Annotated in this window: 15 protein-coding genes and 1 riboswitch; of the genes, 7 read left to right on the forward strand and 8 right to left on the reverse strand. The window is 63.4% G+C overall.

What is annotated here, in order from left to right; genetic code table 11:
- Positions 1-25: 25 nt before the first annotated feature.
- Positions 26-961: a helix-turn-helix transcriptional regulator gene (locus HV675_RS06765; RefSeq protein ID WP_175110103.1), complete on the reverse strand. Its 936-nt coding sequence runs from the start codon at positions 959-961 to the stop codon at positions 26-28.
- Between the two features lie 47 nt (positions 962-1,008).
- Here HV675_RS06765 and HV675_RS06770 point away from each other — a divergent pair, with 47 nt between their 5' ends.
- Both HV675_RS06770 and HV675_RS06775 read left to right on the forward strand, forming a co-directional pair.
- Positions 1,009-1,344: a hypothetical protein gene (locus HV675_RS06770; RefSeq protein WP_175110104.1), complete on the forward strand. Its 336-nt coding sequence runs from the start codon at positions 1,009-1,011 to the stop codon at positions 1,342-1,344.
- Between the two features lie 229 nt (positions 1,345-1,573).
- Entirely contained in the window at positions 1,574-3,082 is a 1,509-nt protein-coding gene (locus HV675_RS06775; RefSeq protein WP_246270129.1) for a GMC family oxidoreductase, read from the forward strand.
- Here HV675_RS06775 and HV675_RS06780 read toward each other — a convergent pair.
- Positions 3,069-5,390 (reverse strand): putative bifunctional diguanylate cyclase/phosphodiesterase, encoded by a 2,322-nt coding sequence (locus tag HV675_RS06780; RefSeq protein ID WP_246270124.1) that lies wholly within the window; start codon positions 5,388-5,390, stop codon positions 3,069-3,071. The genes HV675_RS06775 and HV675_RS06780 overlap by 14 nt on opposite strands.
- A gap of 124 nt (positions 5,391-5,514) precedes the next feature.
- Positions 5,515-6,186 (reverse strand): MarC family protein, encoded by a 672-nt coding sequence (locus HV675_RS06785; RefSeq protein ID WP_175110107.1) that lies wholly within the window; start codon positions 6,184-6,186, stop codon positions 5,515-5,517.
- 362 nt (positions 6,187-6,548) lie between these two features.
- Between HV675_RS06785 and HV675_RS06790 the strand changes: the two genes are divergently transcribed.
- From HV675_RS06790 to HV675_RS06800, 3 genes are all read left to right on the forward strand, one after another.
- On the forward strand, positions 6,549-6,773 hold the full coding sequence (locus HV675_RS06790; RefSeq protein ID WP_175110108.1) for a DUF3311 domain-containing protein: 225 nt from the start codon (positions 6,549-6,551) through the stop codon (positions 6,771-6,773).
- Positions 6,770-8,248 (forward strand): sodium:solute symporter family protein, encoded by a 1,479-nt coding sequence (locus tag HV675_RS06795; protein WP_175110109.1) that lies wholly within the window; start codon positions 6,770-6,772, stop codon positions 8,246-8,248. The genes HV675_RS06790 and HV675_RS06795 overlap by 4 nt, the downstream gene beginning before the upstream one ends.
- Positions 8,249-8,536: 288 nt before the next feature.
- A complete protein-coding gene (locus HV675_RS06800) occupies positions 8,537-8,806 on the forward strand; it encodes a hypothetical protein (RefSeq protein ID WP_175110110.1) in 270 nt (89 codons plus the stop codon).
- A 261-nt stretch (positions 8,807-9,067) separates the two neighbouring features.
- Here the strand turns inward: HV675_RS06800 and cobM are convergent, their stop codons facing one another.
- From cobM to HV675_RS06825, 5 genes are all read right to left on the reverse strand, one after another.
- Entirely contained in the window at positions 9,068-9,811 is a 744-nt protein-coding gene (cobM, locus tag HV675_RS06805; protein WP_175110111.1) for a precorrin-4 C(11)-methyltransferase, read from the reverse strand.
- A gap of 78 nt (positions 9,812-9,889) precedes the next feature.
- Positions 9,890-10,621, reverse strand: coding sequence for a cobalt-precorrin-6A reductase (locus tag HV675_RS06810; RefSeq protein ID WP_175110143.1), 732 nt, complete (start codon positions 10,619-10,621; stop codon positions 9,890-9,892).
- Between the two features lie 5 nt (positions 10,622-10,626).
- Positions 10,627-11,829 carry a precorrin-6y C5,15-methyltransferase (decarboxylating) subunit CbiE gene (gene cbiE, locus HV675_RS06815; RefSeq protein ID WP_175110144.1) on the reverse strand — a complete coding sequence of 401 codons (1,203 nt, stop codon included), beginning with the start codon at positions 11,827-11,829 and terminating at the stop codon, positions 10,627-10,629.
- Between the two features lie 325 nt (positions 11,830-12,154).
- On the reverse strand, positions 12,155-12,925 hold the full coding sequence (locus HV675_RS06820; protein WP_175110112.1) for a hypothetical protein: 771 nt from the start codon (positions 12,923-12,925) through the stop codon (positions 12,155-12,157).
- 168 nt (positions 12,926-13,093) lie between these two features.
- On the reverse strand, positions 13,094-13,627 hold the full coding sequence (locus HV675_RS06825; protein ID WP_175110113.1) for a hypothetical protein: 534 nt from the start codon (positions 13,625-13,627) through the stop codon (positions 13,094-13,096).
- 244 nt (positions 13,628-13,871) lie between these two features.
- Positions 13,872-14,049: riboswitch (cobalamin riboswitch) on the forward strand.
- Positions 14,050-14,151: 102 nt separating this feature from the next.
- Between HV675_RS06825 and cobG the strand changes: the two genes are divergently transcribed.
- On the forward strand, positions 14,152-15,588 hold the full coding sequence (gene cobG / locus HV675_RS06830; protein WP_175110114.1) for a precorrin-3B synthase: 1,437 nt from the start codon (positions 14,152-14,154) through the stop codon (positions 15,586-15,588).
- Positions 15,581-16,207: a precorrin-8X methylmutase gene (locus HV675_RS06835; RefSeq protein ID WP_175110115.1), complete on the forward strand. Its 627-nt coding sequence runs from the start codon at positions 15,581-15,583 to the stop codon at positions 16,205-16,207. Before cobG ends, HV675_RS06835 begins: the two co-directional genes overlap by 8 nt.
- The last annotated feature ends 2 nt before the right edge of the window (positions 16,208-16,209 follow it).

Genomic DNA, 16,209 nt, shown 5'->3' on the forward strand with positions numbered 1-16,209 from the left:
GGCGGATATCGAAATTACGATCCGCTCATGCGCCAGCCGCATCGCGAGGGGAAACACCAAAGTGCTGCTTGAAGATCCGGCTAAAGTGCGATGGCGATTCAAAACCGCATGTGTACGCGATCTCCTGCATCTGCATGCGGTGCTGACCGAATTGCTTCACGAGGCTATAAGCCCGCTCAAGGCGTTTTTCCAGAACGTAACGCATGACGGTCGTGCCTTCCTTTCTGAAGAGCTTTGCCAGGTAATTTGCCGAGATGCGAAGCTCGGTCGCAATCTGGTCGATGTTCAAACGGGAGTCGCCAAGACGTCGCGCGATCATCGTTTTCGCACGAAGGATAATCATGTCGGATCGCCCGGATATTAAAGAACCGGTGGCATCGCCTAGCAACGTTTCCATCATGTCCAGTGTCTGTTCACCGACTCTTTCCCGAAATTGGGGACCAGGAAGTTCCGTCTGACCCGCGAAGCAGACAAACAGGTCTCTAAGAAAGGTAACGTCCGGAGACGACTGTTCAGGAACAATGATTCGACGTGAACCGTAGGCGTACCCGCGCACCTTGAGCGCCTGCTTTGGCATGCGTAACGCTACGAGACGGGTTGAGCCGAGAAAGCGTTCCTGAAACGGCCATCCCCCGTCGACGGCCAACACGCTCCCAACGGGAAACGTGCGTTCCTCGCCATGCTGCGAAATGACGACTGAACCGCTCGCGATGACCTTCACGAATACGCAGTCTTCACTGACCGGGCATTTTCCCTGCAACAGCGAGGCCCATGTTTGATCTCTCACGCGGGCATCCAGAATACCGACCTGACCGGCATGCCATGTTTTGGACCACGACCGGAAACTTTCTCCAGGATCGGACTGACACGTCATGCCGCACTGACTCTCAAACTCGTACCTCCATCTCTCCTGCTGCGTTGGCGAAGGATTTTCTGGATATTCGACGATGGCGAGCGTCAAGGAAAATCTCCAAACGTTGACCGGCACCAGACCGGAGATTATTGCGGGTGCCGCATGACAAGCCAAAAATGTGCGAGGCGTTCGTGCAAGCTGGCCTGCGGTCAATTCACTCTCATGTCGAAAAAGAGCACGCGTTCCGCAGTGCGATGCGCCGTTGCGAAGTTCCGATCGACAACACGATGATCATCCGCCGGAAAGCTTTCAACGTACTGGACGTCCGTAAACTTCGACATCCGCTGCCTCTTGTTCAATATGCCGGAGCGTACCGGAAAACGTCTGGAGTGCTGCGGATATTCCGGGGAATCAAGGTTTTTGTCCCTGCGGGTTCTGTTTCAAACAGGCTCGGCGAATCGGCTGAAGCAGGCGGCCTGTCAAGCTGTTAGCCGGCGGCGAGCAAGCGCAAATCATGATGGTGCCCTCCTGTCAACGGATACGGCCGCGCAGAAACGTTTCAGTCACGCATCAGGCACGTTTCAGGATAGTTGATGCGAAATGCTTCGATGTAGCATCGTCATCCAAGGTTAGCGCATCACGTTCCGCCGATCTTCCAATGTCATCGTTGAATGTGTTCACGCGGGAGTATCTGCTTTGCCACTTGTCACAGCCGATGTATTGACTGACTCGTACGACCATATCGTCATTGGTGGTGGATCAGCTGGCGCTCTCATTGCCGCAAGACTGTCCGAGGATAGCGAGTGCCGCGTCCTGCTTATCGAGGCTGGCGATGCCTCCGTAGATCGACCTTCAATGGTCGATCCGGCTCTCTGGTTTACCAATTTCGGAACCGCGGCGGACTGGCAGTATCGTACCGTCGAGCAGCCAAACGCTAACGGACGAAGATTCGACTGGAACCGCGGGAAAGTACTCGGCGGATCAAGCAGTATCGACGCCGCGGTTTGGGTGTGGGGACATCCAGCTGACTTTGATGCGTGGGCGGATGCGGGCAATATCGGGTGGGATTTCGGAAGTCTCAAGCCGATTTTCCAACGCCTTGAAACGCGTCTGCATGGTTCCTGCGATGGACGACGTGGCAACTCGGGGCGCATGCGTTTGACCTCCACCTCGGACCGCGTGCCGCTCACAACGGCTTTCTTTCAAGCGTGCAAGGAGATGGGTCACGCGGTGCTTGACGACGTAAGCGGGCCGATCAGCGAAGGCTGTGGAACCTACGATTTCACCGTCGTGAATGGGCAACGCTTTAGCGTCACGCGGGCTTTCCTCCTTCCTTCGATCAGTCGTCCGAATCTCTCTGTTTTAACCGATGCTAACGTCGATTCATTGATATTTGACGGGACGCGCTGCGCGGGTGTTCGGGGTGAGGCTGACGGGAAATTGCTGGAGATCCGGTCACGCCATGACGTTGTGTTGAGTGCCGGGGTGATGGGTTCTCCCCGCTTGTTGATGCGCTCTGGGGTCGGCGATGCAGCGGAACTGGAGCGGCTCGGATTGAACGTAGTCGCGAATCTACCCGGTGTCGGCGAGAATCTCCATGACCATTGCCTCGTGAGTGCTTTTGCCGCGGAGGCAGCCGCCGCTACCAAAAGTGTGGGCGCCCGTCTTTACGCACGCACAAGCGATGGGATACCTGCGCCCGATCACGAAGTGATCATCTCAGCCTGGTCAACCGGACAGTCAGACGTGCCAGTGGAGAGAGGCTTCTCGCTACACACGGCGCTTGTACGTCCGCAAAGTCGAGGTCGACTCGCGCTTACATCGACTGATTGGGATGCGCCGCTTCTTATCGACCCCGGATACTTTGCTGAACCAGCCGATTTAGCCGCGTTATGTACTGCCGTCGAGATGTGCGTCGATCTCGCTGCAGCACCGGCGCTACTCAAGCAACGTTCGGGCTCGGTACGGACACCGCCTTCGAGTAAGGTGAAGCTACGCGAGTTCGTCAGGAACAACATGGGTACTTACTGGAACCCGGTTGGAACATGTTCAATGGGGGTTGACGCACGTTCGGTCGTAGACCCAACCCTTTGTGTCCACGGTGTTTCTAATCTGAGAGTGGCTGACAGCTCGGTGATGCCGAGAATAACGACCGGAAACACCCTCGCACCCACATTGGTCATTGCAGAACGCGCAGCTAGCCTGATGACGGCAGCTACATCGGCGTAGCGTTGCCGCCCTGCCCCGCGACTTCAGTCAGCCGCCGCGTATACTCGCCCGGCGCCACCGGCCGGCCGAACAGATACCCCTGTTGCCGGTCGCAGCCAATCGAGCGCAGAAACGCCGACTGCGCGGACGTCTCGACACCTTCCGCGGTCACGTTCATCCCCAGCGAATGCGCCATCGCGACCACCGCGTGCGTAATCGCAACCGCGTCGCGATGATCCGGCAAGCCGGCCACGAACGAGCGGTCCACCTTCAGGTTATGCAGCGGAAAACGCTTCAGATACGACAGCGACGAATACCCGGTGCCGAAGTCGTCGACCGAGATGCGCACGCCCATGCGCGACAGCGACGTCAGCATTGGCATCACCGGCGCGCGCTCGCTCATCAGCAGACCTTCGGTAATCTCGAGTTCGAGCGCGGCGGGATCGAGCCGCGCCGCCGCCAGACACTGCGCGACCTCCTGCACGAGCCCTTCGTTGAACTGCCGCGGCGACAGGTTCACCGCAATCATCAGATCCGGTGCGATCGTCTTGCGCCATTCGGCGGCTTGCGCACAGGCACGCTCGAGCAGCCACCGGCCGAGCGACACGATCAGTCCGGTGTCTTCCGCGACCGGAATGAACTCGATCGGCGACACGTCGCCGAGCGCATCGTTATGCCAGCGCATCAACGCTTCGGCGCCGACCGTGCGGCCGCTGATGCCGTCGACGATCGGCTGGTACACGAGGCGCAGTTCGTCGGCCGCGAGCGCGCGCCGCAGCGACTGCTCGATCGAGAAGCGGCGCTGCAGCTGCCGGCTCAATTCCTTCGTGAAGAATTCGAAGCTGTTGCGGCCGCGCTGCTTCGCCTGATACATCGCTGAATCCGCGTTGCGCATCAGCGTTGCCGCGTCGCGGCCGTCTTCCGGACACACACTGATGCCGATCGACGCGCCCAGATAGTATTCGTTGTCCGCCACGGCGAACGGCATCGCAATCGTCTCCAGCACCTCGCGCGCGAGCGCGGTGAGGTGCGCGACGCTTTCATAGCCGCTCACGACAATCACGAACTCGTCGCCGCCCACCCGCGCGAGTGTATCGCCCTTATGCACACAGGCGGCGAGGCGCCGCGCGACGCTGCACAGCAACGCGTCGCCGGCTTCGTGGCCGGCCGTGTCGTTGACCTTCTTGAAGCCGTCGAGATCGACGAACAGCACCGCGACGCGCGGCACCGTGCCGGCGCGGCCGTCGGCCGGTTCGAGCAGCTCGCGCATGCGGTCCGACAGATACGCGCGGTTGAAGAGCCCCGTCAGCGGATCGCGCGTCGCGAGATATTCGAGCTGGCGTTGCGCGGCACGCACCGGGCCGATGTCGTTGAACGAGATCAGCACCGCGCCCGGCTCGAGCTCGCCGGGTTTGATGATCGGCACGAAGTTCGCGGTGATCCAGATCGTCTCGCCGATGGCCAGCTCGACCGACATCGTCACGCCAAGCACCGGTTTGCCGGTGGACAGCACCTGCAGCGTCGGCCGGTCCGGCGTCTCGATGACCGAGCCGTCTTCGCGCCGCGCATGCAGCATCACGTTCGAGATATTCGTGCCGATGATCGCCGGCGTCGTGCGCAGCATATGCATTGCGCTCGGATTGCACGCGAGCACTTCGCCGCTGCGCGACTGCACGACGATCCCTTCGTTCAGATGCGCGACCACCAGCCGATGGTGCTCCTCGCTTTGCGCAAGACGCAGGCGGATGCGGTCCTGGTGAATCGCGAGCCCGACCGTGCGGCCGATGTCGCGCAGAACGGTTTCTTCGACGTCGGTCGGCCGGCGCGGCGCGTGGTGATACACCGCGAACGCGCCCAATACGCCGCCCGTCTCGTCCTCGAACGGAATCGACCAGCACGCGCGCAGACCGAACGGCACCGCAAGATGCCGATGGTCCGCCCAGAGCGGATCGCTTTCGATATCTTCCGCAACGACCATACGGCGCTCGTACATCGCAGTGCCGCATGAACCGGCGCGCGGGCCGATTTCGAAGTCGCGGAGCCCCGCATGGAAGGCGGCGGGCAGCGACGGCGCGGCGCCGACCCGCGCATGCCGTCCGTCGGTGTCGAGCACCAGCACCGAGCAGGCCGCGCCGTCGCCGAGCAGCGACTCCGCGCGCCGGCACACTTCGGCGAGCAATTCCGGCAGCGGCGCGCTGCGTGTGAGCAGGCGCAGCACGGCGCGCTCGGACTCGAGCACCTGGGCGGCCACGGCCGGACGATAGCCGCCGCTGTCATGCGCGGGGCTGGTTTCGCGTTCGGACGCGTTGCAAGATGGGCTTTCAGTCATCCTGTCTGCAGTATCGTGATGGTTCATCGGTGCCCTTTTCAACGCGACATCGGCAAATGAACGCGATTCAAACAGCCGGGTTTACGCTAACCCTCATGCGTATCGAATAACGGCAATAAAAAGTTCATGAAGCGGGACGGCTTGCGGCGAGCGGCGTGAGAAATTCCGACAACCCGGTCAATATGATCTGCACGCCGATGCAAAGCAGCAGAAAGGCCGATACGCGCAACGCGACCTTGGTGCCCTCCTTGCCGAGAATGTGCGCGATATAGGCGGCGCGGCTGTACGTGAAATAGATGACCAGCATGACCAGCAGCGAGATCGCAATCGATGCGATCGACGACAGCACGAATTCCGACAGTTTGTGCGTGCGGTTCGCGTTCAGCGCAATCGCCGTGGCGATCGTGCCGGGGCCGGTGGTGAGCGGCATCGTCAACGGAAAGAAGGCTTTGGACATCGCGTTGTCCGGGTCGACCGGCTTGCCGGTCGCCGCTTCGGTGCGCGTCTCCGGCGCATTCAGCATGTTCCACGCGCTGACGGCGACGGCCAGCCCGCCGCCGATGCGCAGCGCTTCGATCGAGATGCCGAAAAAGTGCAGCACAGGCGTGCCGACGAAGAACACGACGATCAGCACGAAAAACGCGTTGATCGACACACGCCTGGCGAGCGCCGCGCGCTCTTCGACCGTCAACGACTCGGTGCGGTCGAGAAACACGAACGCGATGGCAAACGGATTGATGATGCTGATCAATCCGGTAAAGCCGAACAGGATGTCGGAGACGAGGCTGTTTGTCATTCTTTTCGGATCCGTGGTCAGTCCGCATGCGGCCCGCGCCCCGTGCCATCGGTGCGGCCGCGCTGTCACGCTGTCGCACAGTGTACCTGCAGCCGGACCGCGCCGGCTTTGCAGTGCGGCATCGCGGCCGTCCGGCTGCATTTCGCGTCCTGACATCAGGCTTGCTGCCGCGTGCCGTCGCGGTGCGGGCAGCCGCTCCGCGCGAGCTCATCCGGTGCGCATATCTTTCAAAAGTCCTACGCATTTTTGATCGCTTGGCTTATGCGGGCGAGGCGGCATACAGTCGGACGCGCAGGGCCGCCTTCCGAAGACGTATCGATCCCGAAACGCAGTATCGCGCACTATCGTTCGAGGAGATGCCTATGTCCTTTCGTCTGCTTGCCGTGCTGCCATTCATCGGCATTCTGCTCGGCGTTCCGTTCGTCAATCGCGTTGAACCGCTCGTGCTCGGCATGCCGCTCGTGCTCGCATGGATCGTGATGTGGGTGGTGCTCGCGGCGGTGATCATGGCGATCATCTACCGGCTCGACCCCGTGAATCGCGAGCCGCACGCACGCAGCCAGGTCGTGGCGGAGGAGCGCCAATGAGCACCGCCCTCGTGATCATTGCCGCGGTAACGCTATTTGCGCTCTATCTCGGCGTCCGCGCGCGCCACGGCCACGATATGAATCTCGAACAGTGGACCGTCGGCGGGCGCAGCTTCGGCACCACGTTCGTGTTCCTGCTGATGGCGGGCGAAATCTACACGACGTTCACCTTCCTCGGCGGCAGCGGCTTCGCGTACGGCAAGGGCGCGCCCGTCTACTACATCCTTGCGTATGCGACGCTCGCCTATGTGCTGTCGTACTGGCTGCTGCCACCGGTCTGGCGCTTCGCGAAAACGCACCGGCTCGTGTCGCAGCCGCATTTCTTCGCGCGCAAATACGACAGCCGCGGGCTTGGCGTGCTGGTCGCGGTAGTCGACGTCGCCGCGCTGATTCCATACCTCGTGCTGCAGTTGAAAGGCCTCGGCATTATCGTCGCGACCACGTCGTATGGCGCGATTTCGTCATCGGCCGCGAGCTGGATCGGCGCCGCGGTCGTGACGATCTACGTGAGCGCGTCGGGCGTGCGCGGCTCCGCGTGGAACTCGGTGATGAAAGATTTGCTGATTCTCGCGGTCGTGCTGTTTCTCGGCATTTATCTGCCCATCCATTATTACGGCGGCCTCGGCGAGATGTTCCATGCGATCGACACCGCGCGTCCCGGTTTTCTGACTTTCCCGGATAAAGGCTCGAGCGTCACCTGGTTCCAGTCGACCGTGCTGCTCACCGCGCTCGGCTTTTTCATGTGGCCGCATACGTTCGGCTCGGTGTTCACCGCAAAGAACGAACAGATTTTCCGGCGCAATGCGATGGTGTTGCCGATCTATCAGCTGATCCTGCTATTCGTGTTTTTCGTCGGCTTCGCGGCGACGCTCAAAGTGCCGGGGCTCAAAGGCAGCGACATCGACCTGTCGCTGTTCCGCCTGACGCTGCAGACCTTCGACCCCTGGCTGGTCGGCGTGGTCGGCGCGGCCGGCGTGCTGACCGCGCTGGTGCCGGGCTCGATGATTCTGACCACCGCGTCGACGCTGCTCGCCAACGACATCTACCGCGGTGCGCTCGCGCGCGACGCATCGGATGCGAGCGTCGCGAAGCTCGCGCGGCGGCTGGTGCCGGTGGTCGCGCTGGTCGCGGTGCTGTTTACGCTGCATGGCGGCGAGACGATCGTCGCGCTGCTGCTGATGGGTTACAACTTCGTCACGCAACTGTTCCCGGCGCTCGTCTGCAGCCTCGCGTCGCACAAGCGCGTGACGAAGCAAGGCGCGTTTTGCGGCATTGCGGTCGGCGTGCTGGTCGTGACCGTGACAACGCTGATGCATCTCAGCGTGGGGCAACTGCTGCCGTTCCTGCCGGACTCGCTGAAGGAAGCGAATATCGGCTTTGTCGCGCTCGCGATGAATGTGATCGTGCTGGCGATTGTCAGCGCGGTCACGCAACCGCATCTGCATCCGGAACAGTCGAGCGCGCGCACGCATTGACGCAAAGCGCGTATCCGGTTGCCCCTCTCTCTTTCGTCGGTCTTTCGCTCGCGTAAAAGCGGGCGAAAGATTCACTACGCGCCTCGCTGCATTCGCCGCCCGGCTTGATGCGGCGCGCATATGCACACACCACCCGTTGACGCTCACGGCATTCGAGAATGCCCTTAACGTCAATGCGAATACGGGAGGGCTCACCGAATAAACACGATTTGTTATTGAGAAGTTTTTGTGTCTCTTATCTATGGCTTATTTAAATCCATCCATATACAACCGATATAAAGGTCTCAAATGAATATATCAGCACCAGCATCCGCCCCGACCACGACTTTTTACTCCAACGGCCAGAAACAATTCGAATTCCTGCCGAGTGGACAAGGCGGACAAGCCGGCCAGTATTTGTACTACGACGAGAATGGCAAGAGATTTCTCAGCGAGAACAAGTCGGTCAACGGCCGTGTCTGTTTTGAGCATGCGTACAACTGCGACGGCACAACATCGTCAACGACCATCCATGATAAAAACGGCGGCGAACATACGACGGTCTATAAAGATCTATAAATAAAACAGCGCGTCGCAGCGAAAAAATCAAGTGATTGCGGCGGCGCTTGCGTTGCCGTCGTGCGCCAGTGCCCGTACGTGCCGCAGCTGCGGACACTGCACCGATGCGCCGGAAGGACGCCTACGGCGTCAACGCTATCCTTCCTCCCGTGTGCGGGAGGATCGCCGTGAACCTGTTCAGGAAACATTTCCCCGCATGCGCGAGGTGGTTCAAACCTGAACAGGCGTGACCACCATGGCGTCCGATCTCCTGGTTGCCGATCAGTCGTCCCCGGACGCCGGCCCTTTCGCGTAAAGCGTCGACTCCGCGAACTGCTCGGCATTCAGCACACGTCCAACGAGAATCAGCGCGGTCCGCTCGATATCGGTGCCTTGCACCCTGGCGGCGATGTCGGCGAGCGTGCCGGTTATCTTCTCTTCGTCGGGCCAGCTCGCCCGATACACCACCGCCACCGGACAATCCGCGCCGTAATGAGGAATCAGTTCCTCAGCGATGCGCGCGATATGCCGTACGCCGAGATGAATGGCCATCGTCGCGCGGTGGCGGGCGAGATCATGCAATTGCTCGCCGTCAGGCATCGACGTTTTGCGCGCATAGCGTGTCAGGATCAGCGTCTGCGACACGCCGGGCAGCGTGAGTTCGCACCCGAGCGTCGCCGCGCTGGCCGCCGTCGCGGTCACGCCAGGCACGATTTCGTACGGAATGCCAAGTGCACGCAAGCGCCGGATCTGTTCGCCGATCGCACCGTACAGCGACGGGTCGCCCGAGTGCACACGCGCGACATGCTGGCCCTTCGCGTGCGCGTCGGCCAGCAATGCAACGATCGCATCGAGGTCGAGTTCCGCGGTATTCACGACTACCTCGGCGATGTTGCCGGCCAGCACCGCGTCCGGCACGAGCGAGCCCGCATAGAGAAGCACCGGACACGTACGCACGAGACGTTGTCCTTTCACGGTGATCAGCTCCGGATCGCCCGGTCCCGCGCCGATAAAAAATACTGTCATTGAACGACGCTCCTTAAACCTGCCGACGCGCGGCCACGAAGGCTCGCGCGGCGAAAGCCACGCTAACGGCGCCCGGCGTCACGCGCGCGGCGCGTCGCTTTGCAGCGCTGCCAGTAATTCGTCCGCGCCCGCAAACATGCGCTCGACCGCCGGCAGAACCGGACGCCGGACCATGATGACCGGCACGCCACGCTCGCGCGCGACCTCGAGCTTCGCCTGCGTCGCGCTGCCGCCGCTATGCTTGCTGATAACCACATCGAATGCGTTTTCGGCAAACAGCGCGCGCTCGCTGTCGACGCTGAACGGGCCGCGCGCATCGATCACCGTCGCGCGGGCATTGCCGGGATGCGCGTCGAGACAACGCACGGTCCAATGCTGATGCGCAGGGATCTCGTCGAGGTGCTCGAGCGCTTCGCGGCCCAGCGTGAAGAACGGCCGCGCAAATGGCGCAATCGCGGCGCGCACGCCGGCCCAATCGTCGACCCATCGCCAGTCGTCGTCCGGTTGCGCGTCCCAGCCGGGACGCCGCAGCGCCCAACACGGCACACCGGCTGCACGGCTCGCTGCCGCCGCGTTTGCGCTGATGCGCGCGGCGTATGGATGCGTCGCGTCGATCAGCAGCGCGACGCCCTCGGTGTGCAGGTATTGCGCGAGCCCCTCCTCGCCGCCGAAGCCGCCGACCCGCACCGCGCAAGCAAGACCCACGGGGGTTCGCCCCAGCCCTGCGACGCTATACACATCCAGCGCAGTGAGTTTGCGCGCGATCTGCAACGCGTCGCCGGTGCCGCCCAGCAACAGGATGCGCGACATCGTGCTCACGGTTTGACGGTTTCGTACAGGGTGATGGGCAACGCGGGGCGCCACGTTTCGAAGCCGCCCAGCGGCTGCGCGTCGGCCAGTGCGATGCGCGTCAGCGTGCCGCCGTGCCGCTTGCGGCATGCGGCCAGCGCGGCCTCGCCTTCGAGCGTGACCGCATTGGCGACGAATCGTCCGCCGCTGCGCAACGCGCTCCAGCATGCGTCGAAGACGCCCGGCACGGTGACGCCACCGCCGATGAACACGGCGTCCGGTGACGCAAGACCGGCGAGCGCAGCGGGCGCCGCACCGGCGACGAGCTGCAGCGCCGGCACGCCGAGCGCGTCGCGATTGTGTTCGATAAAGCGCTGCCGCTCCGGATGCGCTTCGATGGCGATCGCGCGGCAAGATGGATGCGCGCGCATCCATTCGATGCCGATCGAGCCGCAGCCCGCGCCGACATCCCAGAGCAGTTCGCGAGGCGCGGGCGCGAGCCGTGCGAGCGTCAGCGCGCGCACATCGCGTTTGGTCAACTGGCCGTCGTGGCTAAACGCATCGTCGGGCAAGCCGGGCGTCAACGCGACGCGCGGCTGATGTCCGCTTGCGCGGCATTCGAGCGCGATCAGATTCAGCGCCGCACAGCGGTCGACCTGCCACGCGTGTGCGATGCCGTCGATACGCCGCTCGAGCGGCCCGCCGACGTGTTCGAAGACGGTCATCTGCGTCGCGCCGAAACCTCGCGCCGCAACGCATGCGGCGATTTTCGCGGGAGTCGTGCCATCGCTGCTCAGCACGAAGACACGCGCGCCATCGTGCAAATGCGCGTTGACGGCAGCAAGCGGCCGGCCCACCACCGAGACGGTTGCGACATCCTGCAACGGCCAGCCGAGCCGCGCGGCGGCAAGCGAGAGCGAGGACGGCGCCGGCAGCACACGCATCCGGTCCGCGCCGGCATGACGCGCGAGCGTAGCGCCGATACCGAACAGCATCGGGTCGCCGCTTGCGAGCACACAAACGGCCGCATCCTGCCCGGCGAGCAGCGGCGTGATGTCGAATGGGCTCGGCCAGCGCTCGCGGCGCGCGCGCATGCGCGCGGGCAGCATCGCGAGGTGACGCTCGGCGCCGTAGATCACGGATGCGTCGAAAAGCGCGCGGCGCGCGGCGCGCCCGAGTCCGGCAAAACCGTCGTCGCCGATGCCGACGACGGTGAGCGACGCCGGCAGGCGGATGGTTGGGTCGCGCGGGTTCAATTGCTGATCGGAGTGCTGCAATGCGTTCGTCGACATCGAAACGAAGCGGGCTTCGCCCGGGGTTCGCCTGTAGAACCCGCATGATACCGCGCTCGTCACTCGCATTGGTTCGCGGCGCCTGCCGATACGACGGTCTGACGCGCCGCGGCGCCCGCCATCACCCGGTCTGCGAGGGCAACGCGAGTGTGCGGCAGGAAAGCCGGATCCGGCGCCGGATGATGTCGTGGCAACGCCGGCAAGCCGCACAGTCAGGTCGGGTTGCCGGCGTCGCCGTCACGCGGTGCGTCACCTGCCGCGACTAGCCATGTCGACGCGCCCAGTCCGCCAGTACGCTGGTCTGGTCGTGGACCGTGTCCAGCTTTGCCGCCAGATCGTTATACAGATTCCCAAGCGCGCTGATCAGGCGACCCTGCTCCGTGGACTGGGTCCTGAGGACGTTCATCTCCAGCCTCGCCGTATTGACGCCGCTGTTGACGGCCTGAATCTGCTTGCCGAGGTCGTCCGTCTTCGCACCGTTGGTTTCGACTCGCGTCCTGAGCGCGTCGAATTCATTGGCAACCTTCTGGACCTGCCCGCCGACCGCTTCAATCTTCTTCGACGTCGCAAGCTGCTCGTCCTTGAAGCCGCCGAGACTGCTGTTGACGCTCTGAATCCGCTTGTCGAGATTGTCCGTCTTCATGCCATTGGCTTCGACTTGCGTCCTGACTGCCTGGAAGTCCTTTGCGACGTTCTGGACCTGGCCGCCGACCGATTCGACCTTCTTCGACGTCGCAAGCTGCTCATCCTTGAGAGACGTCAGATGGCTGTTGACGCCGCCGACCTCGTGCGAAAACTGTCCCATCAACTGCGACACACCGTTCACCTGCGTTGCGATGCCGGTGACCTGATTGGACACATTGTTGATCTGATTGGAAAGCTGGGTTATTCGCCCCTGAAATTGCTGCGTCGGCGTTTGACCGCGCGCTTCGGTCGCCGGCTGGCCCTCCGGGCTGCCGTCGTCCGTGGCGGGCGTGTGGTCGTTCCAGCGATAGCCGGGAACGTTGATGAGAATTTGCGGTGAACTTTGCATGCTGGGCTCCTTCAGGCTGGCGACCCATTCGATTGAATCGCACCTGCTTGAATTGAAGAAGAAATCGACCTGCGAACTGCGCCGCTGCGGGTGCTCGCCATGCGAGCCGCGCAGGGGGACGTGCCGCGGCCGGTCCGCTCGCGTTCGGCGGACCGGCCGCATGCGGAGTTAATGTCCGCTGTTGCCGCCGTTCTGCTTAACCCATTGCTCGAAATCCTTCAGACCGGTGACTTCGCTGGCGGTGCTCTCGATCTTCGGTCCGAGCTTGCCCAGCGTCGTTTCGATATTCCCGAGGCTTGTCTGATTTTGCGAGGTCTGAACGTTCAGTGACTCGATGTTCTTGTTGACCTGCCCAATGCTTCTGTCCAGGTCGCCGAATTTGTCCTGCACATTCGTCACGCCGTTCTGAACGTTGTCCACCGACTTCGACAGGCCGCCGATCTGGCCGCTCAGCGAGTTGATGTTGCCGGCCACGCCGGCCACCTGATTGCTCAAGGCCTCGAAGCGGGACTGCAGCGGCGTCAGCCACCGGTCCTTGAAAATGCGGCTGTCGTTTCGACCGTCCTCCGACTGCACATTCGGGTCACCCGCAGGGCTGCGGGAATGGATCGGCGCTTGAGGGTTGCCCGGTTGATTGTCTTCACCGTGTTCGTAGTTGTAAAACTGAACCTGCTGATTGCCGGACACATTGATCGTTTGCATGTTCGATTCCTTCACGTTCAAATCATTCGGTTGACAGTGAACTTCTGGCGCTGCAGAGCGATTCGGATAATCAGGTGCAGAATCAGGTGAGACGGCCTCCTTGAGCGATGAACATGGGGCCATTTTCGCCACGTGCCGACCTCGCGGGCGATACCCGGATACCTCGCGCGGCATGCGATGCGCGCGGCCACGCGCATGTGGCATGCAAACCGTCCGTGCGCGAGTGCGCATGGCGAAACAGGGCATAATACGCAGCGTCGCCGGTGCCCTTCGGGGCCGAAGAGGGAACACGTTTCACACCGTGGCTGCCCCCGCAACTGTATGCAGCGAGTCCGCATCTCACCCGCCACTGGCTTGACCGGGAAGGCCGATGCGGACAGCGACCTGCAAGCCAGGAGACCTGCCGGCCACACACATTTGTTCGCGCGGCCAGCATCGGGCGGGGTGTACCGATGCCGGGCTCGCTCCCGCTCAGGCGGCGAGCGACGCCCGGGAAAGCGCGCGACGCTAACCCGGTATTCGCCTTGAACCAGTCGCCTTCCGTTGCCGCACCCTCCGTCAGCCGGCCCCGCGGTTCCGCCTGCCCGGGCTTGCTGCGAATCGTGGCCGCGCGCGACGGCGGGATTTGCCGGATCAGGCTGCCGGGCGGCGTGCTGAATGCGGACGAGGCGCATGCCATCGCGGACGCGGCGCAAATGCATGCGGCGGGCGTGGTCGACATCACCAACCGGGCGAACCTGCAGATACGCGGCGTTCGCGCAGGCAATGAACAGGCGTTGATCGAATGCCTGCTTGCCGCGGGTTTGGGTCCTGATGCGCGCACATCGGCTGACGCCACGCAAAGTGTGCCTATCCCCCACCCGGCAGCCGACGACGTGCGCAACCTGATGATCAGCCCGAGCGCCGGCCACGACCGCGACGCGCTGTTCGATACGACCGCCCTTGCCGCGCAGATTCTGAATCTGTTGCAGACCGAAGCGCGCTTCGCGGCGCTGTCGCCGAAGTTCGCGTTGCTGCTCGACGGCGGCGAACGTCTCGCGATGCCCGGACATCCGCACGATGTCTGGCTCGCCGCATTGCCGGACGAAGACGGCAACGCGTGCTTCGCATTCGGTCTCGCCGGCTGCCCGCCGAACGCACCGCATGATCCGGCTGCGCTCGCGGCGGTGCGGCCCGAGCATGTCGTCGCGCTCGTCGATGCGCTGCTGCACGCGTTTCTCGATCTGGCCGCGCCGGACGACATGCGCATGCGCGATCTGCTCGCCCATCGACCGGCTGACGCGGTGCTCGCGCACGTCGAGGCGCGCGCGAATTTTCCGTTGCTGCGAACCGAGCGTATCAGCGCATGGCGCCGCTCGCGCGCGCAGCCGTCTTTGCGCTTCGGCGCGCATCCGCAGCGCGAGCCCGGCATGGCGTATGTCGGCGGCGCGCCGCCGCTCGGGCGACTCGATGCACAGACATTGCGCGCACTCGCCGCGCTGTCGCAGGAAGCCGGCAACGGCACGCTGCGTATGACGCCGTGGCAAAGCCTGCTGCTGCCGGACGTGCGCACACACGCCGCGCCGGCCGCGCTGGCTCGCCTCGCATCGCTCGGCCTCGCGTGCGATCGCGCGCAGCCGTTCGCGCGGCTGATTGCATGCACCGGCTCGTCCGGCTGTGCGAAAGGCCACGCCGATACGAAAGCCGATGCCGCCCTGCTCGCCGCACGCTTGCCCACGGATACCGACGTCGAAGTGCATCTGAGCGGCTGCACGCGCTCGTGCGCCGCCGCGCATCCGGTGCCGTTCACGCTGCTCGCGGTCGCTCCCGGCCTATACGACCTGTACCGGTGCGATCGTGCGACGGGCGCTGCCGCATCAGGTTTCGACAGCGGATTCGGCACCCTCGTTGCGCATCACCTGACCATAGAATACGCAGCCGATCTGCTCGACCGGCTGCCCCGGAGCTCCCCTGATGCTTGACTACATCCGCGACGGCAGCGAGATATACCGTCAGTCGTTCGCGACGATTCGTGCGGAGGCCGACCTGTCGCGCATCCCCGCCGACCTCGAAAAACTCGCGGTGCGCGTGATTCACGCGTCCGGTATGGTCGACATTGCCGGCAGCCTGCGCTTTTCGCCTGGCGCAGGCCGCGCCGGTCGCGACGCATTGAAAAACGGCGCGCCGATACTGTGCGATGCGCGCATGGTGGCCGAAGGCGTCACGCGCGCGCGGCTGCCCGCCGCGAACGACGTGATCTGCACGCTCGGCGATCCTGCCGTGCCAACGCTCGCGCGCGAATTGAACAACACGCGTTCGGCGGCTGCGCTCGAATTGTGGCGGCCGCATCTCGCGGGCAGCGTCGTCGCGATCGGCAATGCGCCGACCGCGCTGTTTTATCTGCTCGAGATGCTCGACGCGGGCGCACCGCGTCCCGCGCTGATTCTCGGCTTGCCCGTCGGCTTTGTCGGCGCGGCCGAATCGAAGGCGGCGCTGGCCGCCGACAGCCGCGGCGTGCCATACGTGGTGGTCGATGGCAGGCGCGGCGGCAGTGCGATGGCGGCCGCCGCCGTCAACGCGCTCGCGTCGGAGGAGGAATAGAT

The organism is Paraburkholderia solisilvae (assembly GCF_902859875.1).
Classification (GTDB): domain Bacteria; phylum Pseudomonadota; class Gammaproteobacteria; order Burkholderiales; family Burkholderiaceae; genus Paraburkholderia; species Paraburkholderia solisilvae.